The following is a 20,723-nucleotide window of genomic DNA, read 5'->3' as shown; positions in this document are numbered from 1 at the left end:
ATCAAGTGGACTTCGTCACCGTAATACATGGACTTATTTTGCCGTATTGAGTGGACTTCTCACTCCGTAATAATCAATTAAATGTTATCTTTATTTAATTATACAGTATCGTTTCACTAAAGTGAATAAATACCACATTCGTTTATATATAATTCGTTATTTGGGCACATCAGATATGAAAGTTGGTTACCCATTTATAATGTTTCTGTATTTTACTTGCGAGATTTGAAGTTTTGACTATAATGTAAAATATGAATGAAGATAAAGTAATTGAACAGATCGCTAGACCGATCATTGAACAGTTAAAAAAGTTGGATAATTCTGAAATCCAGAAAAAATGGAATCAGATTCCAAAGATTCATTTTGTGCGTGATGATGGAATGGAAGGCCCTTTAGTTATTGATGGTGTTGAAATCAATGATGAATTCATTGAAAAATTGGAGGCTTATGTACAAGAAGAATTGGAAATGTTAGAAAAACCAACAATTTTACATTAGTGCTTGCATTTTTGTAAATTATGTTGTATTATAAATAAGCTTTCAGGAAAACGCGGGTGTGGCGAAATTGGCAGACGCACCAGACTTAGGATCTGGCGCCTTCGGCGTGGGGGTTCGAGTCCCTTCACCCGCACCACTTGAAAATCGGAGCAGCAATCGCTGTTCTTTTTTTTATAGGTATTAATATGTTGAATATAGAAGATGTAAAAAATAAACAAAAGCGGAAGAATCAAATCCTATTTGATCGTAACTCAACCTGTCTACAACCTTTATTAGAAGAGATACGAAAGTATCCGCATAAGACTTTGACATTATGGGCTCTAACATGTGCGCAAGTTCCGGCAAATGAATTAAATCAACTTTTAACAAATGATGACCGAGTTAAGATTGCACTCGATTTATGTACAAAATGGATGCAAGGTCATGTTAAGATGCCGCAGGCAAAAAAAGCTTTGTTATCCGTTCATGCGATTGCCAAAGAAACAGATGATGCATATATCAAAGCTTTGGCACATGCGATTGGACAAGCTTGTGGATCGGTTCATGTAGAAACACATGCGTTTGGACTTGTGATGTATGAAATGACTTCGATTGTCATTAAATATGGCATCGATGATTGTCTTCCTTATTTAGAAGAAAAACTGGAATACTATCAGAAAATGTTAGTTGAATGCGATTATAGAATTAAATATGAAGAATTAGAATGGAGTCTTTTTTAAAAGTGGATCATCCTAAAAATAAAGAACAATTATTGTTTGAGAAGACAAAAAAGAACTAATGACCCTATTATCTTTTTTCTTTTATCAAAAATATCCGAAATATAGTATAATAAGGGCACAAAAGGTTGCAAACGAAAGCCAAACATGCTAAAATACTCGAGAAAGAAATGGAAAGATAGAAGCACCCCTTCTCACCTGATGTCCAAAGGACATGGGTTCACAGCCAATTCAATTATGAATTTGTGAAATTAATGGGTGCCTTTGTGTGCCCATTTTCTTTGTTTAGAAAAAGGTAGGTGTCGAATATCAATAACAGAAAAGTTGCCCCAAACAATGTCAATGATGATTTGTTTAATGAGAAGATTCCATTTAAAGAAGTGTTAGTCATTGATGTAGATGGAACTCAGTTGGGCGTTATGTCAAAAAAAGAAGCATTGGACATTGCATACAAACAAAATTTAGATTTGTTATGTGTTGCACCGAAAGCTCGTCCAGCCGTATGTAAGGTCTTAGATTATGGCCGTTATCACTTTGAACAGCAGAAGAAAGCCAAGGAAGCTAAACGTAAACAGCATGTTGTTGAAGTTAAGTCTTTACGCTTATCACCAATCATTGATACGCATGATTTTGAAACAAAATTACGTCATGCGACAAAATGGATCGAGGCAGGAATGAAGGTAAAAGTTGATATGCGATTCCGAGGTCGTTTGATCACTCGAGTTGAGGTTGGAAAGAAGATCATGAATGACTTCTTGGAAGCTATGAGCGAAATTGCAGTAGTTGAGAAAAAGCCTCAGCTGGAAGGAAATACGATGTCAACAGTGTTGGCACCAAAGAAGAAATAACAAAGGAGGATAAGAATATGCCTAAAATGAAGAGCCACAGAGGATTAGCAAAACGTGTTAAAAAAACAGGAAGTGGAAAATTAAAGAGATCTCATGCTTATACATCTCACCGTTTCCACGGAAAAACTAAAAAGCAAAGACGTCATTTAGCAAAACCAGCAACTGTACATGCTACTGACTACAAACGTATCAAGGATATGTTAGTGAAATAAGGGAGGATTAAACAATGGCAAGAGTAAAAGGTGGAACTGTTTCACGCGCTCGTAGAAAACGCGTATTGAAATTAGCCAAAGGATATTTTGGTTCAAAACACACATTATATAAAACTGCAAATGAGCAGGTAATGCATTCTTTCAAATATGCATACAATGATCGTCGTAAATTAAAAGGGAATATGCGTAAGATCTGGATTGCTCGTATCAATGCAGCTGCACGTATGAACGATTTATCTTATTCACGTTTAATGCATGGACTTAAATTAGCTAACATTTCTATCAACCGTAAAATGTTAAGTGAAATGGCTATCCATGATGCTGAAAGCTTCACTAAATTATGTGATGAAGCAAAAGCTGCTTTAAACGCTTAATTGTTGTTCAATTGAGATGGAGAAATCCATCTCTTTTTTTTGTTTTGTAAGTTAGTTTTAACAAACTTTATGTTGACATCTATTACTTGTTAGAGTAAACTAACTAGTGTTAGATAAGGCTAACAGGAGGTAACTATGATGCCATTAACATTTGCCGATACGAATCATGAATATGTGATTCAACGAATTACAGGTCAGGATAAAGTTAGGGTGCATTTGAAAAATCTTGGCTTTGTTGAAAATGAAACAGTTTCTGTAATTCAAAGTATTCAAGGAAACCTGATCGTCGAAATTAAAGGTGTTCGAATAGCCCTCGATAAATCGTTAGCGAATCGAATCATGGTTTAACAAAGAGAGGATGAAGAGTATGAAGTTGTTAAAGGACTGTAAGCCTTCGGAAACGGTCGTGGTTAAAAAAATCACTGGTGCTGGTGCGACCAAACGTCGCATCATGGATATGGGAATTACCAAAGGAGTAGAAATACACATCCGTAAAGTGGCTCCTTTAGGAGATCCTATTGAGTTAAATATTCGTGGATATGAATTATCTGTGCGCAAACAAGATGCACAGATGATTGAAGTAGAATAGGAAAGGGAAGTTGTATGGAAATCAAAATTGCATTAGCCGGTAACCCGAATAGTGGTAAAACGACTTTATTTAATAATTTAACTGGTTCAAGACAACGTGTCGGGAACTGGCCAGGGGTGACTGTAGAGAAAAAAGAAGGACCATTAAAAGGTACGAATGATGTCACGATTCAGGATTTACCTGGAATTTACTCGTTATCACCATATTCTTTAGAGGAAGTTGTTTCGCGAAACTATTTAGTTAATGAAAAACCAGATGCTATTTTAAATATTGTAGATGGAACAAATATTGAACGTAACTTGTATTTGACAACTCAATTATTAGAACTAGGAATTCCTGTTGTTGTTGCGGTCAATATGATCGACTTGGTCGAAAGAAATGGAGACAAGATAGATTTAAATCGCTTATCTCAAGAATTGGGTTGTCCTGTAATGGCTGTTTCTGCTTTAAAAGGAAAAGGAACAAAAGAAGTGGCTGCCAAAGCGATAGAAGTGGCTAAAAAACATCAAGTTGCACCAATACCAGAGATCTATGACAAGACTGTCATGTCGGCTTTATCGAAGATTGAATCGGAACTTCAAATGCAAATTGATGACTCAATGGTGCGCTGGTATTCGGTTAAAGTATTTGAAAGAGATGAAAGAATTGATGAATTCTTAAAATTAACAGATGAAAAGAAAGCTAAGATTGAACCAATAATCAAAAAGGTAGAAGAGACATTGGATGATGATGCAGAAAGTATCATTACTTCACAAAGATATGATTATATTGGAACAATTGTCCAACATTCTGTGAAGAAAAAAGGTTCTAAACATGAATTATCTGTTTCGGATAAGATCGATAAAATAGTCACAAACCGTATCTTAGCTTTACCAATCTTCATCTTGGTTATGTATGTTGTATATACCATTGCGATGGGAGGTACTTCTATCTCGATTGGTACAATAGGTACGGATTGGGCAAATGATGTTCTTTTTGGAGAAATCGTGCCAAACTTCTTTGGAGGAATTTTAACATCATTACAAGTAAATGATGTTTTATATGGCTTGATCATGGATGGAATTATTGGAGGTGTTGGAGCGGTTCTAGGATTTGTGCCTCAGATTTTAGTTCTGTTCTTATTGTTATCTATCATGGAAGATGTTGGATACATGTCTCGTGTGGCGTTTATCATGGACCGTATCTTCCGTCGATTTGGCTTGAGTGGAAAGAGCTTTATTCCAATGTTAGTTGCTACCGGGTGTGGTGTTCCAGGAATAATGGCAAGTCGTACGATTGAACAAGACCGTGATCGCAAGATGACGATCATGACAACAGGCTTTATTCCTTGTGGGGCAAAGATGCCAATCATAGGTTTATTTGCCGGTGCTGTTTTTGGAGGTAGTTCTTTAGTCGCAACGAGTGCTTTTGTGATTGGAATTGCAGCTGTGATCATAAGTGGTATCATTTTAAAGAAATTTAAAGCTTTTGCTGGAGAACCTGCTCCATTTGTTATGGAATTGCCAGCTTATCATTTACCAAGTGCAGGGAATGTATTGCGTGCAACCTGGGAAAGAGGATGGAGCTTTATTAAACGAGCAGGTACAGTTATCCTTTTAAGTTCTATTATTCTTTGGTTCTTACAAGGTTTTGGCTTTACTGATGGCCAGTTTGGAATGGTGGAAGATAATAATACTTCTTTACTTGCTAATATTGGAAATGCGATTGCATGGATTTTTGCTCCAATTGGCTGGGTCGGAGATATGGCTTGGAAGGCAACTGTTGCTACCATTACTGGACTCATTGCTAAAGAAGAAGTGGTCAATACATTTGGTGTACTATATAACTTTAGTGAAGTCAGTGAAGAAGGAAATGAGATTTGGACTTTGATTGCTCAAGATTTTACTCCAATTGCTGCTTACAGTTTTATGATCTTTAACTTGTTATGTGCACCATGTTTTGCGGCAATGGGTGCTATTCGTCGCGAGATGAATAATACGAAGTGGACAATGGGTGCGATTGGCTACATGTGTCTATTTGCATATGTATCAGCTTTGATTGTATACCAATTGGTTGGTTTAGCTATTGGAGAAGTTGCTTTTAACTTCTGGACGATCGTTGCGCTTGCATTATTGATAGGAGTCATATATCTTTTATTTAGACCAGGTTATAAACCTAAATCAGAAGCTTTGGATCTAAAAGGAATGCAGACTGCAAAATAATATAAAAAAAGGGGGAATCATAGATGGGCGATGTTATAGTACTAATTGTTTTGGTCTTGATTGTTGGACTTGTCCTAAGATCAATGTACACGCAACGCAAAAACCCCAAAAAATGTACCGGTGATTGTACAACTTGTGGAACTTCGAGTTGTAAAATTGACTGGGATGCGATTAGAAAAGATATTCGGGAGCAAAAATAGGTTGCTCCCTTTTTTATTAAGGATATTACATGGATTATGCTTTTTAATATTTATCATTTGTCAAAATTATAAAAATTAAATGGTAGAAATATCATTTTTTAATGTAAACTTATGGATAGGGAGTTGAAAAAATGAATCAAGAATACTTAAAGAAATATGCCAGACTGCTAGTGGTAAGTGGTCTTAATGTTCAAAATAATCAAATTGTTGTTATTAAAAGTCCGCTTGAGGGATCCGGATTGGTTCATCATATTGTAGATGAATGTTATAAAGCGCATGCTAAAGATGTAATTGTTAAATATCAAGATGAGATCATTACACATAAACGATATCTTTATTCAGACCCAGAGGTTTTTAAGGACGTACCAGATTATGATGCAGAGTTTTATAATCAAACTTCAAAAGAAAAAGCCTGTTATCTTACTTTGGTTGGAGATGATCCGGATTTAATGAAAGATGTAGATCCTTCTCGCATGATGGATTATCAAAAAGCCTTTCGAGCTAAAACGAAACCATATCGCAATCGTTTAGATTATATGGAGTGTCAATGGTGTATTGGGGCTGTACCATCCTTAAATTGGGCAAAAAAGATTTATCCTGATCTTGATGATGAAGTTGCTATTGAAAAGCTATGGGATGCGATTTTTAAAGTATGTCGTATTGATGAAAAGGATCCAGTCGAAAACTGGAATCGACATCGCGCTTCTTTTGAGAAAAATGTTCGTATCTTAAATGAAATGGATATTGATCATTTCGTTTACACGAATTTGCTAGGAACCAATTTAAAAGTTGGTATGCCAGAAGATTATATATTTTGTGGAGGAGGATCGTATTTAAATGATGGAACATATTATTTTCCAAATATACCAACGGAAGAAGTCTTTAGTATGCCACATCGCTTACAAGTGAATGGGCGTTTAGTTGCTTCCATGCCTTTAGTGTATAATGGAAATCGTATTGAAGATTTCTGGTTTGAGTTTAAAGATGGAAAGGTTATAGATTTCGATGCCAAAATGGGAAAAGATGTATTAGAAAATCTTTTGAATGCAGATGAGGGAGCACGCTATCTAGGGGAAATTGCGTTAGTTCCATATTCATCTCCAATTAAGAGTTTAGATACATTGTTTTATGAGACTTTGATCGATGAAAATGCATCCTGTCATTTTGCCTTGGGCCAATCATATCCTGAATGTATTAAAGAAGGATTGAATCAAACAGATGAAGAATTAAAGGAAAAAGGAGCCAATCAATCTTTGATTCATGTTGATTTCATGGTTGGAACGAAAGATTTACAAATCAAGGCTATTACAAGAAACAATCAGGAAATAGATGTTTTTACGCAAGGGAATTTCAGTTTAGAATTTGACTAAACTGTAGAAAAACTATAATATAAATATATTAGGGGGAAGTGTCATGCCAAATGAAACAAAAGATAAAACAACATTGGAAAAACTAAAAGAATTGCAGGAAAACGATACGATATCTTCTCTTGACTTTGAAGAGCCAGAATTAAAAACATTTGATGTTACAAATATTTTTGAAATAGATGATGAACAAAAAAAGCCAGAGAAGAAAAAGTTTACTTTTGGCAAACGAGCAAATCGCCATGCAAGCCAAGTAAAGATCAAAACGAATGAGTTCGATAATACTCAGCCAATTATTGAAGATATACGATTCTCGCAAGAATTAAAAGATATAGAAGGCGATTCGCCATCAGAACCAGAAGAAGTTGTAGAAAACCAACCAGAACCTGTTCAAGAACAACCTCTTGAAAAAGAAAATATACCAGAAGAAACAGCCAAACCAGTTATTGAAGATAAAGAAGTGGTTGGAGAAGTTATCACTTCAGAAGTAGTCGAAACACCAGAAACTATTGAAGAAGATGTCGAAGAAGTAGAAGAATTTGAAGAAACTGAAGACATCGATGAAGAAGTTGAAGAATATGATGAAGAAGACGAAGTAGAAGAGGAAGAAATCAATGATTCCGACGAAACAGAGGCAGTCTTTAATGAAGAGGAAGATGAACTTTTCATGGAAAAGAAAAAATTCCTTTTATCTCAATATCAAAAACAAGAAGCGTATTTGGAACAAAAATCCAAAGAAGGGTACCATTTTGTTCGTCATGTAGGAAAGAAATTCTATTTTATCCAAGGGGAACCGGCAGACTATTATTATTCGATCAATTATTTTGCCGAAGAACCTGATGCTGACCAGTGGCGTGAATGGGAACAGGATGGATGGAAACTAGTAAGTCGTTCGCCAGCTAAGAAAAAACGTGAAGCTGGATGGTTTATCTTTAGAAATACAGAGCGTAAAGGGGAGTATCGCAAAGAAATTGATAATGAAGAGGAAAAATATCGATTCTATCGCAAATATTCAAATTCATGTCGTTCTACGATGTTCTTGATCTTTATGTGTATGGCAATGTGTGCAGTTGCTGCTTATCTGCAGTGGGTGTTTAGAGGATATCTATGGGGATTTGCCTTGTGTGGTGTTGTATTCCTGATTGCCTTCATTGTCTTCTGTATGTATGGAAGAATGCTTAGAAATTCAAAGAAAACCGCAAGAATGTTACAGGCAAAACTTCGTACTAAAGAAAGACGTGCTGCTTTTTATGCCCAGCATTCTTTTGAAACAGATGAAACAGAAGAAGAATTGGATACAGATTGGAATACTTTGGAACAAACTTCGCAAACACAGAAATTACGTAGAAGAAGCAAATAGATGGTCAATAGATCATCTATTTTTTATTATGAAAATATTTTTCATATTTACATTGACATTTTCAAACATTTTCATTATATTATCCATATAGGCTGGGAAGAGAAATAGTAAGATAGTTATTTTTTTAAAGAGAGTTCTTGGCTGGTGAAAAAGAATAAAGAAGACTATCTGAACACATCTTGGAGCTGTATGGGTGAATTGAGTAATCCATATCGGTCGTCACCGTTAAAAGACAAGAGTATGTTAGTACTTGATGAGGCAGATACCGTGAGGTATTTGTGAAAAAAGGTGGAACCACGTAAGTTAAACTTTCGTCCTTAGGATGAAAGTTTTTTTGTATAAATGGAGGTCAAATACATGAAAAAGATCTATTTACCGTCGGGAATGCGAGACAATATCCTATCTGAAGCAAAAACAAAAAAAGAACTTCAAGATTGTTTTGAAAAAGTTTTTGAAAGCTATGGATATTCAAAAATCTACACTCCTTCGATTGAATTTTTTTCAACGTATCAAAACGCTTTTAGCAATCTAAATTCCAACAGTATGTACAAATTCTTTGATCAAGATGGAAATATCTTAAGTCTTAGAATGGATATGACAGTACCAATTGCCCGTGTTTGTGCAACAAAGTTTAAAGACTACCAACTCCCTCTTCGATTTTATTATTCCTGCAATGTTTTTAAAGTCAGAGAATCTTTTGCGGGAAAACGAAATGAAGTTACAGATTGTGGTGTTGAGTTGATCGGGCTGGATAAAAAAAGCGATGTAGAAGTATTGATGTGTGCTTTTGATGCCATGAAGGCTTTAAATGTTAAGACATATGCTATTGAATGTGGCGATAGTGGCCTTTTTAAAAAGGCATGCAAATTATTAAATATGGAAGATGAAACCATCGAAAAACTAGCTGATTTGATCGATCGAAAATCAATGGTCGATCTAAAGCTCTTCTTAGATACGCTAAATTTAGAACCGAATCAAAAACGATTTATGATGGAACTTCCATTGTTGAATGGGGATGTCTCCATATTATCAAAAGCTAAGAAACTTTGCTTTGATGAAAGCTTAAAAGAAAAAATCGAAGAATTAGAAGATATATATACTTTACTAAGTAAACTAGACTATCACCGACATCTACGATTTGATCTAGGAAAAATTGCCCATCTAGATTATTATACCGGTCTTATTTTTGAAGGATTTGTTGAAGGAGTAGGTGTCAGTGTTTTAAGTGGTGGACGATATGATAAATTGCTTAGTAAATTTGGGATGGATGTTCCAGCTTGCGGCTTTAGTATAAAGATTGATTACCTGCTTGATATCATCAAACATTCAAGTAAAAAATCTTGTAAATTATTCTATCCACAAGACAAAGAAGTAGAGGCATTATTAATGGCTGCCAACTTGCGAAAAGAAAAAAATGTGGAATTAATACCATGGCAGAAAGAAAATATTTGGATCAAGGAGGAAAAGACGGATGTCATTATCGATAGCGTTGACGAAAGGTCGTCTTGAGAAAAATACAGTTGCATTGTTAGAACAATGTGGATATGGAATTGAATCATTAAAAGATAAGGGGAGAGCCCTTGTATTTCAAGATACAAAAAAAGATGTTCGTTACTTTTTAGTAAAATCGAATGACTGCATCACATATGTTGTTCATGGTGTCGCTGATCTAGGTATTGTTGGAAAAGATACGATCTTAGAGAATCCTCAAGATTATTATGAGATGTTGGATCTAGAATGTGGTAAATGTAAGTTTATCGTTGCCAGTCTTCCTGAAAATGATTTATTTCATAAAGTAGGGCATATAAAAATTGGGACAAAATATCCAAGTGTGGCAAAAGATTACTTTTTAAAAAGAAATATGGATGTTGAGATCATAAAGATCGATGGCTCTGTGGAACTGGCACCTATTCTTGGCTTGTGCGATGGCATTGTTGATATCATGGAAACAGGTACGACATTAAAAGAGAATGGTTTGGTTGTGTTGGATACAGTTCATGAAATTAGTGCTCGAGTAATCGTAAATAAAGCAGCATATAAATTAAAACGTGAAGAAATCATGAATGTACTACAAGATCTACAAAGGATGGTGAATCAAAATGTTAAAAAGGATCGATAAAAATAATAAGGAGCAGCTGCAGTCTTATCTGCAGAGTCGAAGTCAGGAAATTGAAAGTGATATTTTGATCAAAGTGTCTGAAATCATAAATGAAGTAAGAATGAAAAAAGATGAAGCTTTAAAAAAATACACGTATCAATTTGATAAAATAAAGGTAGATACATTTAAAGTTACAGAAGAAGAAATTGATGAAGCGATAAAACAATGTGATCCTGCATTTATGGATGCCATGAAGCAGGCAAAAGAAAATATTACATTTTTCCATAAGGCACAGAAACAAAATGATTATATACTTCATAAAGAATATGGGATTTATCTGGGGCAGTGTATACGTCCGATCGAAAGTGTAGGAATTTATGTTCCTGGAGGAAGAGCACAATACCCAAGTTCTGTATTGATGAATGTAATTCCAGCTAAGGTAGCTGGTGTTCAAAGAATTGTAATGGTGACTCCACCGGATCCAAGTGGACAGATACATCCCAATATTGCCTATGCCGCAAAATTGGCCGGGGTTCATGAAATATATAAGGTAGGAGGAGCACAGGCGATAGCTGCTTTAGCTTATGGCACAAATGAAATTCCAAACGTTGATAAGATCGTAGGACCAGGGAATATCTATGTAGCTGCTGCCAAAAAATTGGTTTTTGGAAAAGTCGATATTGATATGATTGCTGGTCCAAGCGAAATCTTGGTCATTGCGGATAAAAATGCTGATCCAAAGTATGTTGCAGCGGATTTATTAAGCCAGGCAGAACACGATCCAATGGCCAGCTCAATTCTTTTAAGCAATGATGAAAATCTTATATCAAAGGTAAATTGCGAACTTGAAAATCAGATCGTAGGTCTTCCTAAAATGGATATTACTCAAAAAAGTCTTGAGAATTATGGAAAATCCATCCTTTGTGAATCAATAGAAGAATGCATTGAGATTGCGAATATGATTGCACCTGAACATTTAGAATTAATGGTTAATGAACCAATGAACTATCTATCGCAAATCAAAAATGCTGGATCGATTTTCTTAGGGTATTATACTTGTGAAAGCATAGGGGATTATTTTGGCGGAACCAATCATGTCTTACCTACAAATGGAACAGCTCGATTCTCAAGTGCTTTAGGAGTCGATAGTTTTATTAAAAAATCAAGCTTTCTACATTATTCAAAACAGGCAGTGCAAGCCTATGGACATCAAATTGAGACCATGGCTGTACAGGAAGGCTTACAGGCACATGCCAATGCGATCAAAGTAAGGATGAATAAATCATGAAAGATATCAAGGAATATAAAACGCATACACAACAAGGTATCTTACTAAATGCCAATGAGATGTCAGATAATTTATCTTCATCTATTTTAAAAGAAATCCAGGAAAAAATCGTAAATTTAGACTTCAATCGATATCCTGATAATGACTGTATACGACTAAGAGAGGCTTATAGCGCTTTATTAAACGTTCGAATTGAAAATGTTCTGGCAGGAAATGGTTCGGATCAAATTCTTGGATTGTTGATTGGATATTTTCTAAAAGAGGGAAAAACGTTATTGACCTTGGATCCAGATTTTAGCATGTACGATTATTATTGTGGTACTTATGATGCCAATTTACTTAAATACCCATCTAGAGATGATGGTAGTTTTGATGTAGAAAACTTTGTTCGCTATGCAATAGATAATAAGGTGGATATGATTCTTTTCAGCAACCCAAACAATCCTACAGGATTTCTGTTAACAAATGAAGAAATAAAAGTTTTGTTGAAACAATTGAATACTATCCCTGTTGTCATTGATGAAGCGTATGCTGAATTTGCCAAAGAAAGTGCAACTGAGCTGATTGATCAGTTCGATAACCTGTATATTACCAGGACCTTGTCAAAAGCTTATGCGTTGGCTGGAGCCCGTGTAGGATTTCTAGTTTCTAATGAAAAAAATATTAAACAGATCCATAAAGCAAATGTTCCATATGTGCTCAATTGTGTTTCTCAAATGATTGCGATGATTACCTTGAAACATGTTGAAGAATTTAGAAACAGGATCGAGTCTATAAAAAAGAAACGAGATGAATTAATTCATTCAAATTATAAATCCATTCATATTTATGATAGTCAGGCTAACTTTGTCAAAGTAAAGTGTAAAGATCTAAAAAAAATGTATGCATACTTTGATAAGAACAATGTGATCGTACGAAAATATGAAGGAAAAGATTATTTTCGTTTGACCATTGGAAATGATCAGGAATACAAGCTGATCAAAAATATTTTTGATCAATATGAAAAGGAGGTGTAAGACAATGCGAAAGGCGCATTTGGAAAGGAATACAAATGAAACAAAGATCAATTTAACATTAAATCTAGATGGAAGTGGTGAATCTCACATAGATACAGGGATCGGCTTTTTTGATCATATGTTGTCTTTGTTGGCTTTTCATTCAAACTTTGATATTGATTTAGTTGCTCAAGGGGATCTAGAGGTTTGTGATCATCATACGATTGAAGATTGTGGGATCGTTTTAGGTAAGGCTTTTAAGGAGGCTTTACAGGATAAAAAAGGAATTCGTCGTTATGGTTCTTTTACGATTCCAATGGATGAAACATTGTGCAATGTGACATTGGATTTAAGTTCTCGCAGTTATCTTGTTTATCATTGCGAACTTAAACGAGAAAGAGTAGGGAGTTTCTCCTGTGAAATGGTTGAAGAATTTTTAAGAGCGTTTGCGTTTAATGCGGGAATTACGTTACATGTTAATGTTTATTATGGAACCAATGATCATCATAAGATCGAAGCTATATTTAAAGCTCTTGGACAGGCTTTAAAACAAGCAGTTATCGTGGATGGTGATAAGATATTTAGTTCTAAAGGAGTGCTTGAAGGATGATTGCCATCATAGATTATGGAATGGGAAACTTGTATAACGTAAAAAATGCCTTGGATGCTCTAGGAGTAGATTCAATGATCACATCTAAAAAAGAAGATCTGCAAAAAGCAGATAAACTTATATTGCCCGGTGTAGGTGCCATGCAGGATTGTATGTTGAATCTAGAAAAAAGTGGTTTAAAAGAAACAATAATAGATTTCGTTTTACATCAAAAAAAGCCTTTATTAGGAATATGTTTAGGAATGCAGGCTTTGTTTGAATCAAGTGAAGAAAATGGACATACCAAAGGATTTGGGTTTATCAAAGGAAATGTGATCAGAATGGAGGATACCAATGTAAGAATTCCACATATTGGGTGGAATGATCTTCAGTTTGTAAAGGATATGCCTTTAAAAGATAAATTTTCAAAAGCACCTTTTGTCTATTATGTGCATTCTTATTATGCAAGTGATTATGACAAGGAAGATCTGGTCGCATATTCAGAATATGGAAATATGAAAATTTGTGGTGTGATCATGCATGGTCATGTTATGGGATGTCAATTTCATCCAGAAAAAAGTGCTGAAGATGGGTTAAAGATCCTAAAATATTTTGTGGAGGAATTTGTATGATAGTGATACCGGCAATTGATATTTTAGATGGGGTAGGTGTACGTTTATATCAAGGTAAGTATGAACAAAAAGATGTGGTAGCTTCCAGTGTTGAAGAGATGGCTTTATATTTTGCAAATATGCAAGCGCCTTATCTACATATGGTTGATTTAAATGGAGCCAAATCCGGAACCAGGGAGAATGCGAAGATCATTGTCGAATGCGCTAAGAAAATAGATATTCCCATTGAAGTAGGTGGAGGCATTCGCACGATGGAAGATATAGCTTTTTATCTGGAACAAGGAATTGCTCGTGTGATCCTTGGAACCTCCGCTTTAAAAGATAGGATGTTTTTAGAACAGGCTTTAAACCGTTATGCCGATCGTATCGTAGTGGGTATAGATTGTAAAGATGGATATGTACAAGCACAGGGATGGCTGGAGTCCAGTGATGTATATTATCTTGATTTTGCCAAAGAAATGGAAAAATTAAATGTTAAGACCATTATTGTTACTGATATATCAAAAGATGGTACATTGGCAGGTCCAAATTATGAAATGCTGAAAAAATTAAAGGAAACAGTCAACATAGATATTATTGCCAGTGGAGGTATCAAGAATATTGAACATATCAAGCGTTTAAATTCAATGCGTTTATATGGAGCAATTACGGGCAAGGCAATCTATGCAAAGACCTTAGATTTAAATGAAGCCTGGAAGATCTGCAAGGAGGGATGATATGCATACAAAAAGAATTATTCCTTGTTTAGATGTCAAAGATGGAAAGGTCGTTAAAGGAATTAATTTTGTTGGATTAAAAGAAGTTGGAGATCCAGTCCAACTTGCTAAACAATATTATGAACAGGGAGCTGATGAATTGGTATTTCTTGATATTACCGCCACACATGAGGCAAGAGATACGATGGTGGATGTGGTAAAACAAGTAGCCAAGGAAATCTTTATACCTTTTACAGTAGGTGGAGGGATACGAACCCTTGAAGATATTCAAAAAATGTTACATTCTGGTGCAGATAAAGTAAGTGTGAACAGTGCCGCAATCAAGGATTCAAATTTAATCAAAGAAGGAGCACGACTTTTTGGCAGTCAATGTATCGTTTTGGCAGTAGATGCCAAGAAGAGAGAAGATCAAAGTGGGTGGAATGTCTTTATTCATGGTGGACGAATTGATACAGGCTTGGACTTGATTGACTGGGTAAAACAGGCAACTGATTTAGGTGCCGGAGAAATCTTGTTGACAAGCATGGATGCAGATGGTACCAAGAAAGGCTTTGATATTGAACTTTGTAAAGCAGTTTCTAAAGAGGTTTTAGTTCCTGTTATTGCCAGTGGAGGATGTGGATCTTTAGAGCATTTTAAAGATGTATTTAAAGAAGAAGCTGCCGATGCAGCTTTAGCAGCCAGCTTATTTCACTATAATGAATTAACGATTTCCCAAATTAAGACATATTTAAAAGAAGAAGGGATCCCGGTACGAATATGATACAGATCGATTTTAAAAAGAACAATGGATTGGTGCCTGTAATCGTACAGGATGTTCATACCAATCAAGTACTGATGCTGGCGTACATGAATGAAGAAAGCTTGCGTTTAAGTATAGAAACAAAACTTGCGACCTATTACAGTCGCTCTAGAAAATCTCTTTGGATCAAAGGCGAAACAAGTGGTCATTATCAACACATTCAAGATATTTTAGTAGATTGCGATAATGATACCTTGTTGTTGAAAGTAGAACAAGATGGTGCAGCTTGTCATACAGGTAAATACAGTTGTTTTTATCGAAATATTGAAGGAGATGAAATTTTATGAGTGAGTTAAAATCTTTATATGCTACGATTCAAGATCGTAAAGAAAATCCTGAACAAGGTAGTTATACTTCATACCTGTTTGATAAAGGACTAGATAAGATACTAAAAAAATTGGGTGAAGAAAACACCGAAGTTATTATTGCTTCTTTGATGCAGTCTAAAGAAGATCTTATCAATGAGATTGGAGATCTTTTATATCATTTGATCGTTTTGATGGTCGAAAAAGGGATCACCTTAGAAGAAGTTGAAGCAGAATTAGAAAAACGTTCGAAAAAGAGTCACAATTTAAAACCAGAAAGAAGACCCATTGAAAATCTATAGACTCAAGTGGTCTTTTTTCTTTTCATCCTTGTAAATAAAACGTATTTTTTTTATACTTTACGTATGCTGATTTGTCCTAAGTGTAAAAAAGAGCTAAAAAAAGAAGATCATTGTTATAGATGTCCCGAAGGACATTCTTTTGATATTGCTAGACAAGGCTATGTTAATCTCTCTTTGAAACAAAAGAAAAATCAAGGAGATAACCGTCTTATGGTGTTGGCTCGATCTAAGTTTTTGGAAGAAGATCATTATGATTTTATGCGTCAGTTTGTAAAGGATAAATTAGTTGATCACAATATACACACTTTGATTGATGGTGGATGTGGACAAGGTTATTATACAAAAGAGTTTAAACAAGTCGTGGATACAGTATATGGTATTGATCTTAGTAAAGAAGCTATTCGATATGCGGCGGCACATGACAAACAAAGTCAGTATTTTGTTGCTGGTATCTTTGATATGCCATTTTCGGATCACTCAGCTGATTGTATCACTTCTATTTTTACACCATTACCACATGAAGAAGTTTATCGTGTGTTAAGAGAAAATGGTATTTGGATCGTAGTTGGTCCAGGGCCTGATCATTGTATTGAGTTAAAAGAACTGATGTATGATCGCCCATACAAAAATGACTGGCCAGATACACATATGGATCATTTTGAATGTGTCTCACAGGATTTAATTTCAAATAAAGCTGTGGTAGAAGATGTATGGTCTTTGTTGGAAATGACACCATATCGATATAATTCACCGTCTTCTTCTTTAGATAAAGTAAAAGCTTGTAAATCGTTAGATACGACATTTGAATTTGTCGTTAGTATATGGAGAAAAATATGAAATCGGTAATAAAAAAATGGGGAATCAATGGAGAGGGAATTGTTTTTAGAAATAAAAAACCAGTCTTTATTGTAGGGGCGATTCCTACGGAAAGAGTTTCTTATCACATCGTTCAGGAACATAAAACCTACTGTATAGGCGAGCTTGAAAAAGTTGAACAAGAATCCAGTCTTCGCAGATACCCGGTCTGCCAATATGCAGATAGATGTTCAGGTTGTTCTTTGATGCATGTTAAATATAAAGGACAGTGCAAGATGAAAGAACAGATTTTGAAAGAATCTTTAAAAAAATATGCCCAATATGATGGGCCTATCGAACAAATACGAAAGAATATCAATAATTTAGGGTATCGAAACAGCTGTAAGCTACCTTTAAGAGTCATTCAAGGCAAATTAGTGAGTGGAATGTATAAAAAGAACTCGAATGATTTTGTGGCGATTGATCATTGTTTGATTCATTCAAAATATATTGAACACGTTCGAAAACAAATCTTAGAAGTAATCAATGACTATGGATCAGCTTTGGATAAGACTTTGTTTAAAAGCCTTGTCATTAAGGAATTTAATGAAAAAATACAGGTTATCTTAGTAAGTGGGCCAATGGATTTTCCACAAAAACTTATTGATCAAATCTGTAATATAGAAGGAATTGTTTCTTTGTGGCAGAGTATAAAAACAGATCGTTCTGTTGATGTTTTTGGAAGTGAGATGAAACATCTGGCTTTAGAGATGAATATTACTCTTAACATTGAAGATTTACAGCTTTCTTTATTGCCACGATCTTTTTTTCAGTTGAATACCACACAGGCTGTTGAGATGTATAAATATGTAAGTAGTTTAGTGGATTCATGTAATCTTTTGGTCGAGGCTTATTGTGGAATTGGGGCAATGTCTTTATTCTGTGCTAAAAAAGTTAAACAGGTTATAGGTATCGAATATATTGATGATGCCGTAAAGAATGCTAAAGAAAACGCAAAGATCAACCATATTAAAAACGCATCTTTTATTTGTGGAGATGCAGGGCAAGTATTAAGAAATATATCAAAAGATCATGAAATTGATACTCTGATCGTTGATCCGCCAAGAACTGGATTGGATCGAGTTATGATCGATACGATCTTGTCATCTAACATAAAAAATATCATCTATGTTTCATGTAATCCAAGTACCTTGGCTAAAAATATAGATGCTTTAAATAAACGATATCATTTGGTGCAGGTACAGCCTTTTGATTTATTTTCGCAGACACAACATATAGAAACTGTATGCCTGTTTAAACGATCATAAACTTTCCTTAAGTGCAATAAAGGGGGAATTGTATGCTTGGAAAAGTATATCGTCTTTTGATTGCATGTCTAGCAGCTGTTCCAATACAGCTGTATGTCATGCCTGTTCTTTTACAATATGTTTATATGCCTTCTTCTTATGGACAGATTATCATGTATATCATGATTGCGATCGTTATTTATGAGTTTTTGGTTACTTATAAAAAATGGAAGAAATGGGATTGGCATATTCTAACGGGAATTTACTATATAACACTGATTTATATTTTGTTCGCAAGACCGGATATGGGATATTCTTTATATGAACTAGACCCTTTTCAATTGGTCAATAGTATTCGATATGGTTCCTATGATGAATGGATCATAGCTCTATTTAATATTTTGATCTTTATTCCAATGCCAATCATGAACCATTATTATTTAAAAAAAGATTTAAAAGTATTATTCTCCTGTGTTTCCATTGGATTTTTGATTGAACTGATCCAGGCTATATCAAGAAGGGGTGTCTTTGATATTGGTGATATTATCTTGTATGGTGTAGGTATCTTAATTGGATATATCATCGAAAAGCGATTATGAGAATTCAGGAAAGTTTACGATATTGGTATAAAAATAGGAGAGAATTTTTGTAAGAATCTGCATTTTCAAATTATGAAATATGTGCAAACCTAGATGCAGATATCAAACGATTATGATAATTACATAGCTAAAAATAAATATATAATAGTATTTAAAATAGAAAACGAAGTTAGTTATGGTTATTAATAATGGTATAAAAGAAGCAAGAGAAAAGAAAATGATGACACAAAACGATTTGGCAAAACGCATGGGTGTAGATGTTAATGTCATCAAAGATTGGGAAAAGAATAATACGATGATTTCTTTAAAAGATCTTCGACGTTTAACGAAGTATCTAGATGCAACTAGTGATCAGCTATTATTAGGCTGTACGAAGCCTCCTATTGATTTATCAGGTTTAACAGAAGATCAAATCGAAGAGATTTTTTCTTTATTTATTAAAAATTTAAAGAAATTAAACCGTCATCATCGAAAGATCAATATGAAGACAAATAGATCTACAGTACGAGACTTTGGCTCTAAAGTCTATTATATACGTGTACGTCTTTTAGGAATTTCTCAAGAGGAATTAAGTTATAAATTAAATATATCACGAACATCGGTTCAATCGTATGAAAGAAGCAGTGAGGTTGATTCGGTGAATCGAATCATCTCTTTATCTAAATTATCTAAGGTATCAACAGACTATTTGATCTTCAATGATTGTCCGCTTCAACTTTCTAGTTATGAATTGGATAATGAAAGATATTCGATCTTAAAACAGTTGGTGCAATTTTATGTAAAATACAATACGATCCACAATTGATGACAACGCTTACATTTTTTGGTTGAGTTTCTTCTCAATAATTCTACAATAGAGATGAAGATTGTGAGGATTTAGAAATGAAAACATTTATTGGTGTAGACCTTGGTGGAACGAATATTCGTGCAGCCAAAGTCGATGAAGAAGGAAATATTCTTCAAATGGTAAAAGATGTCAGTGAGCCGGATAAAGGGGCTGAACATGTGATGTCTAAGATGATCGAACTAATCGAGCGAATTGATGGATATGAAGAATGCGAAGGAATTGGAATGGGAATACCAGGCCCAATTGATACGATACATGGAAAGATCATTGTTTCAACCAATTTACCAAAACTTGTTGGCTATCCTATCGTAGAACATATTTCAAAACATTTTAATAGACCAACATTTATTGATAACGATGTAAAAGTGGCAACACTCGGAGAAGCGTGTTTAGGTGCTGGAAAAGAATATCCGATTGTTTATTATGTAACCATTTCTACTGGAATTGGTGGAGCTTTATCTATTGATAAAAAAGTACTGAGTGGACAAAATGGTCATGCTGGTGAAATTGGGAATATTTGTATTGACCGCAATCGAAACAAGTACAATATTTTAAATGTAGGCGCTGTAGAAAATGAGGCAAGTGGAACAGCCATTACAAGAAAAGGAAAAGAAGTATTTGGCGATACGATCCAGCATGCTGGAGATGTTTTTGAATTAGCACGTCAAAAGGATGAGAAAGCATTAAAGATTGTTGATGATATGGCATATGATCTTGCGATGATGTTTAGTGCGATTGCTCATGTATGTGATCCTCATGTATTTGTCGTAGGTGGAGGAGTCATGAAAGGCAAAGATGTATTCTTTGATAAGATGGAGAAGTATTATCGTGATATGATCCATGTGGGAATGCAGCCAGTTGTATTTAAAGAAGCGATGTTAGAAGAACCTGGTATCATTGGCGCAGCTATGTTGCCAATGACAAAAATTGCGTAATCACTAACCTCTTTTACAGAGGTCTTTTTTTACAATTAACATAGAATTTACATTCACATTCATTAGAAGAATTATAATTGAGTATTCCGTTAACTGAAGTCCATCCTGTACGATAGAGAAGTCCACTCAATCCGCTTATGAAGTCCACTATT

26 protein-coding genes, 1 tRNA gene, 1 pseudogene and 1 other annotated feature are annotated in these 20,723 nt (G+C 34.8%); all 28 genes and pseudogenes read left to right on the top strand.

Annotated elements, in window-relative coordinates; translation table 11 throughout:
- Positions 1 to 251: 251 nt before the first annotated feature.
- The 28 genes and pseudogenes from PND65_RS08915 (at position 252) to PND65_RS08790 (ending at position 20,571) form a co-directional block, all read left to right on the top strand.
- Complete coding sequence (locus PND65_RS08915; RefSeq protein WP_015536026.1) at positions 252 to 497, top strand: hypothetical protein; 246 nt, start codon at positions 252 to 254, stop codon at positions 495 to 497.
- Positions 498 to 549: 52 nt separating this feature from the next.
- A tRNA-Leu gene (locus PND65_RS08910) sits at positions 550 to 633 on the top strand.
- Positions 634 to 682: 49 nt separating this feature from the next.
- Entirely contained in the window at positions 683 to 1,216 is a 534-nt protein-coding gene (locus PND65_RS08905; RefSeq protein ID WP_271991658.1) for a putative immunity protein, read from the top strand.
- A 296-nt stretch (positions 1,217 to 1,512) separates the two neighbouring features.
- Positions 1,513 to 2,061, top strand: coding sequence for a translation initiation factor IF-3 (gene infC / locus PND65_RS08900; protein ID WP_022356498.1), 549 nt, complete (start codon positions 1,513 to 1,515; stop codon positions 2,059 to 2,061).
- A 17-nt stretch (positions 2,062 to 2,078) separates the two neighbouring features.
- On the top strand, positions 2,079 to 2,273 hold the full coding sequence (gene rpmI / locus PND65_RS08895; protein ID WP_015536024.1) for a 50S ribosomal protein L35: 195 nt from the start codon (positions 2,079 to 2,081) through the stop codon (positions 2,271 to 2,273).
- Positions 2,274 to 2,287: 14 nt separating this feature from the next.
- The gene (gene rplT, locus PND65_RS08890) at positions 2,288 to 2,647 is read left to right on the top strand and encodes a 50S ribosomal protein L20 (protein WP_015536023.1); all 360 of its coding nucleotides are present in this window, start codon (positions 2,288 to 2,290) and stop codon (positions 2,645 to 2,647) included.
- Between the two features lie 135 nt (positions 2,648 to 2,782).
- Positions 2,783 to 2,995 carry a FeoA family protein gene (locus tag PND65_RS08885; protein ID WP_044932867.1) on the top strand — a complete coding sequence of 71 codons (213 nt, stop codon included), beginning with the start codon at positions 2,783 to 2,785 and terminating at the stop codon, positions 2,993 to 2,995.
- A gap of 19 nt (positions 2,996 to 3,014) precedes the next feature.
- Positions 3,015 to 3,236, top strand: coding sequence for a FeoA family protein (locus tag PND65_RS08880; RefSeq protein WP_035402990.1), 222 nt, complete (start codon positions 3,015 to 3,017; stop codon positions 3,234 to 3,236).
- Between the two features lie 14 nt (positions 3,237 to 3,250).
- Entirely contained in the window at positions 3,251 to 5,437 is a 2,187-nt protein-coding gene (gene feoB / locus PND65_RS08875) for a ferrous iron transport protein B (protein WP_271991660.1), read from the top strand.
- A gap of 23 nt (positions 5,438 to 5,460) precedes the next feature.
- A complete protein-coding gene (locus tag PND65_RS09670; protein WP_022356502.1) occupies positions 5,461 to 5,637 on the top strand; it encodes a FeoB-associated Cys-rich membrane protein in 177 nt (58 codons plus the stop codon).
- A gap of 131 nt (positions 5,638 to 5,768) precedes the next feature.
- Positions 5,769 to 7,007 (top strand): aminopeptidase, encoded by a 1,239-nt coding sequence (locus PND65_RS08870; RefSeq protein ID WP_195375731.1) that lies wholly within the window; start codon positions 5,769 to 5,771, stop codon positions 7,005 to 7,007.
- 43 nt (positions 7,008 to 7,050) lie between these two features.
- Positions 7,051 to 8,361: a DUF2812 domain-containing protein gene (locus tag PND65_RS08865; protein ID WP_271991663.1), complete on the top strand. Its 1,311-nt coding sequence runs from the start codon at positions 7,051 to 7,053 to the stop codon at positions 8,359 to 8,361.
- An 85-nt stretch (positions 8,362 to 8,446) separates the two neighbouring features.
- Positions 8,447 to 8,683: a binding site (T-box leader), on the top strand.
- Positions 8,684 to 8,718: 35 nt separating this feature from the next.
- Positions 8,719 to 9,870 carry an ATP phosphoribosyltransferase regulatory subunit gene (gene hisZ / locus PND65_RS08860; protein ID WP_087158102.1) on the top strand — a complete coding sequence of 384 codons (1,152 nt, stop codon included), beginning with the start codon at positions 8,719 to 8,721 and terminating at the stop codon, positions 9,868 to 9,870.
- A complete protein-coding gene (gene hisG / locus PND65_RS08855; protein ID WP_022356506.1) occupies positions 9,833 to 10,480 on the top strand; it encodes an ATP phosphoribosyltransferase in 648 nt (215 codons plus the stop codon). The genes hisZ and hisG overlap by 38 nt, the downstream gene beginning before the upstream one ends.
- Positions 10,461 to 11,747, top strand: a complete 1,287-nt coding sequence (hisD, locus tag PND65_RS08850) for a histidinol dehydrogenase (RefSeq protein ID WP_035402984.1) — start codon at positions 10,461 to 10,463, stop codon at positions 11,745 to 11,747. Before hisG ends, hisD begins: the two co-directional genes overlap by 20 nt.
- Positions 11,744 to 12,763: a pyridoxal phosphate-dependent aminotransferase gene (locus tag PND65_RS08845; RefSeq protein ID WP_271991665.1), complete on the top strand. Its 1,020-nt coding sequence runs from the start codon at positions 11,744 to 11,746 to the stop codon at positions 12,761 to 12,763. The genes hisD and PND65_RS08845 overlap by 4 nt, the downstream gene beginning before the upstream one ends.
- A 4-nt stretch (positions 12,764 to 12,767) precedes the next feature.
- Complete coding sequence (hisB, locus tag PND65_RS08840; protein WP_022356509.1) at positions 12,768 to 13,352, top strand: imidazoleglycerol-phosphate dehydratase HisB; 585 nt, start codon at positions 12,768 to 12,770, stop codon at positions 13,350 to 13,352.
- Complete coding sequence (gene hisH, locus PND65_RS08835; RefSeq protein ID WP_022356510.1) at positions 13,349 to 13,963, top strand: imidazole glycerol phosphate synthase subunit HisH; 615 nt, start codon at positions 13,349 to 13,351, stop codon at positions 13,961 to 13,963. The genes hisB and hisH overlap by 4 nt, the downstream gene beginning before the upstream one ends.
- Positions 13,960 to 14,679, top strand: coding sequence for a 1-(5-phosphoribosyl)-5-[(5-phosphoribosylamino)methylideneamino]imidazole-4-carboxamide isomerase (gene hisA / locus PND65_RS08830; protein ID WP_271991667.1), 720 nt, complete (start codon positions 13,960 to 13,962; stop codon positions 14,677 to 14,679). The genes hisH and hisA overlap by 4 nt, the downstream gene beginning before the upstream one ends.
- 1 nt (position 14,680) lies before the next feature.
- On the top strand, positions 14,681 to 15,442 hold the full coding sequence (gene hisF / locus PND65_RS08825; protein WP_035402973.1) for an imidazole glycerol phosphate synthase subunit HisF: 762 nt from the start codon (positions 14,681 to 14,683) through the stop codon (positions 15,440 to 15,442).
- The gene (gene hisI, locus PND65_RS08820; RefSeq protein WP_022356513.1) at positions 15,439 to 15,768 is read left to right on the top strand and encodes a phosphoribosyl-AMP cyclohydrolase; all 330 of its coding nucleotides are present in this window, start codon (positions 15,439 to 15,441) and stop codon (positions 15,766 to 15,768) included. The genes hisF and hisI overlap by 4 nt, the downstream gene beginning before the upstream one ends.
- Positions 15,765 to 16,088 (top strand): phosphoribosyl-ATP diphosphatase, encoded by a 324-nt coding sequence (gene hisE, locus PND65_RS08815; RefSeq protein WP_022356514.1) that lies wholly within the window; start codon positions 15,765 to 15,767, stop codon positions 16,086 to 16,088. Before hisI ends, hisE begins: the two co-directional genes overlap by 4 nt.
- A 63-nt stretch (positions 16,089 to 16,151) precedes the next feature.
- Positions 16,152 to 16,265: pseudogene (locus PND65_RS09665) on the top strand (putative RNA methyltransferase); the annotation flags it as partial.
- A 33-nt stretch (positions 16,266 to 16,298) separates the two neighbouring features.
- Positions 16,299 to 16,925: a methyltransferase domain-containing protein gene (locus PND65_RS08810; protein WP_271991669.1), complete on the top strand. Its 627-nt coding sequence runs from the start codon at positions 16,299 to 16,301 to the stop codon at positions 16,923 to 16,925.
- Positions 16,922 to 18,211, top strand: coding sequence for a 23S rRNA (uracil(1939)-C(5))-methyltransferase RlmD (gene rlmD / locus PND65_RS08805; protein ID WP_271991671.1), 1,290 nt, complete (start codon positions 16,922 to 16,924; stop codon positions 18,209 to 18,211). Before PND65_RS08810 ends, rlmD begins: the two co-directional genes overlap by 4 nt.
- A gap of 32 nt (positions 18,212 to 18,243) precedes the next feature.
- Positions 18,244 to 18,789, top strand: coding sequence for a VanZ family protein (locus tag PND65_RS08800; RefSeq protein WP_271991673.1), 546 nt, complete (start codon positions 18,244 to 18,246; stop codon positions 18,787 to 18,789).
- 175 nt (positions 18,790 to 18,964) lie between these two features.
- Positions 18,965 to 19,594 (top strand): helix-turn-helix domain-containing protein, encoded by a 630-nt coding sequence (locus PND65_RS08795; RefSeq protein ID WP_271991675.1) that lies wholly within the window; start codon positions 18,965 to 18,967, stop codon positions 19,592 to 19,594.
- Between the two features lie 77 nt (positions 19,595 to 19,671).
- Positions 19,672 to 20,571: an ROK family protein gene (locus tag PND65_RS08790; RefSeq protein ID WP_271991676.1), complete on the top strand. Its 900-nt coding sequence runs from the start codon at positions 19,672 to 19,674 to the stop codon at positions 20,569 to 20,571.
- Positions 20,572 to 20,723: the final 152 nt, after the last annotated feature.

This window comes from Faecalitalea cylindroides (assembly GCF_028321995.1).
GTDB lineage: Bacteria > Bacillota_I > Bacilli_A > Erysipelotrichales > Erysipelotrichaceae > Faecalitalea > Faecalitalea cylindroides.
Note: the sequence above shows the minus strand (reverse complement) of the source record. Positions and strands in the feature narration are given on the sequence as shown.

Bases quoted from the DNA above. Each gene is read 5' to 3' on its own strand.
- PND65_RS08915 (WP_015536026.1), top strand. From the start codon at position 252: ATGAATGAAGATAAAGTAATTGAACAGATCGCTAGACCGATCATTGAA.
- PND65_RS08905 (WP_271991658.1), top strand. From the start codon at position 683: ATGTTGAATATAGAAGATGTAAAAAATAAACAAAAGCGGAAGAATCAA.
- rpmI (WP_015536024.1), top strand. From the start codon at position 2,079: ATGCCTAAAATGAAGAGCCACAGAGGATTAGCAAAACGTGTTAAAAAA.
- rplT (WP_015536023.1), top strand. From the start codon at position 2,288: ATGGCAAGAGTAAAAGGTGGAACTGTTTCACGCGCTCGTAGAAAACGC.
- PND65_RS08885 (WP_044932867.1), top strand. From the start codon at position 2,783: ATGATGCCATTAACATTTGCCGATACGAATCATGAATATGTGATTCAA.
- PND65_RS08880 (WP_035402990.1), top strand. From the start codon at position 3,015: ATGAAGTTGTTAAAGGACTGTAAGCCTTCGGAAACGGTCGTGGTTAAA.
- feoB (WP_271991660.1), top strand. From the start codon at position 3,251: ATGGAAATCAAAATTGCATTAGCCGGTAACCCGAATAGTGGTAAAACG.
- PND65_RS09670 (WP_022356502.1), top strand. From the start codon at position 5,461: ATGGGCGATGTTATAGTACTAATTGTTTTGGTCTTGATTGTTGGACTT.
- PND65_RS08870 (WP_195375731.1), top strand. From the start codon at position 5,769: ATGAATCAAGAATACTTAAAGAAATATGCCAGACTGCTAGTGGTAAGT.
- PND65_RS08865 (WP_271991663.1), top strand. From the start codon at position 7,051: ATGCCAAATGAAACAAAAGATAAAACAACATTGGAAAAACTAAAAGAA.
- hisZ (WP_087158102.1), top strand. From the start codon at position 8,719: ATGAAAAAGATCTATTTACCGTCGGGAATGCGAGACAATATCCTATCT.
- hisG (WP_022356506.1), top strand. From the start codon at position 9,833: ATGTCATTATCGATAGCGTTGACGAAAGGTCGTCTTGAGAAAAATACA.
- hisD (WP_035402984.1), top strand. From the start codon at position 10,461: ATGTTAAAAAGGATCGATAAAAATAATAAGGAGCAGCTGCAGTCTTAT.
- PND65_RS08845 (WP_271991665.1), top strand. From the start codon at position 11,744: ATGAAAGATATCAAGGAATATAAAACGCATACACAACAAGGTATCTTA.
- hisB (WP_022356509.1), top strand. From the start codon at position 12,768: ATGCGAAAGGCGCATTTGGAAAGGAATACAAATGAAACAAAGATCAAT.
- hisH (WP_022356510.1), top strand. From the start codon at position 13,349: ATGATTGCCATCATAGATTATGGAATGGGAAACTTGTATAACGTAAAA.
- hisA (WP_271991667.1), top strand. From the start codon at position 13,960: ATGATAGTGATACCGGCAATTGATATTTTAGATGGGGTAGGTGTACGT.
- hisF (WP_035402973.1), top strand. From the start codon at position 14,681: ATGCATACAAAAAGAATTATTCCTTGTTTAGATGTCAAAGATGGAAAG.
- hisI (WP_022356513.1), top strand. From the start codon at position 15,439: ATGATACAGATCGATTTTAAAAAGAACAATGGATTGGTGCCTGTAATC.
- hisE (WP_022356514.1), top strand. From the start codon at position 15,765: ATGAGTGAGTTAAAATCTTTATATGCTACGATTCAAGATCGTAAAGAA.
- PND65_RS08810 (WP_271991669.1), top strand. From the start codon at position 16,299: ATGGTGTTGGCTCGATCTAAGTTTTTGGAAGAAGATCATTATGATTTT.
- rlmD (WP_271991671.1), top strand. From the start codon at position 16,922: ATGAAATCGGTAATAAAAAAATGGGGAATCAATGGAGAGGGAATTGTT.
- PND65_RS08800 (WP_271991673.1), top strand. From the start codon at position 18,244: ATGCTTGGAAAAGTATATCGTCTTTTGATTGCATGTCTAGCAGCTGTT.
- PND65_RS08795 (WP_271991675.1), top strand. From the start codon at position 18,965: ATGGTTATTAATAATGGTATAAAAGAAGCAAGAGAAAAGAAAATGATG.
- PND65_RS08790 (WP_271991676.1), top strand. From the start codon at position 19,672: ATGAAAACATTTATTGGTGTAGACCTTGGTGGAACGAATATTCGTGCA.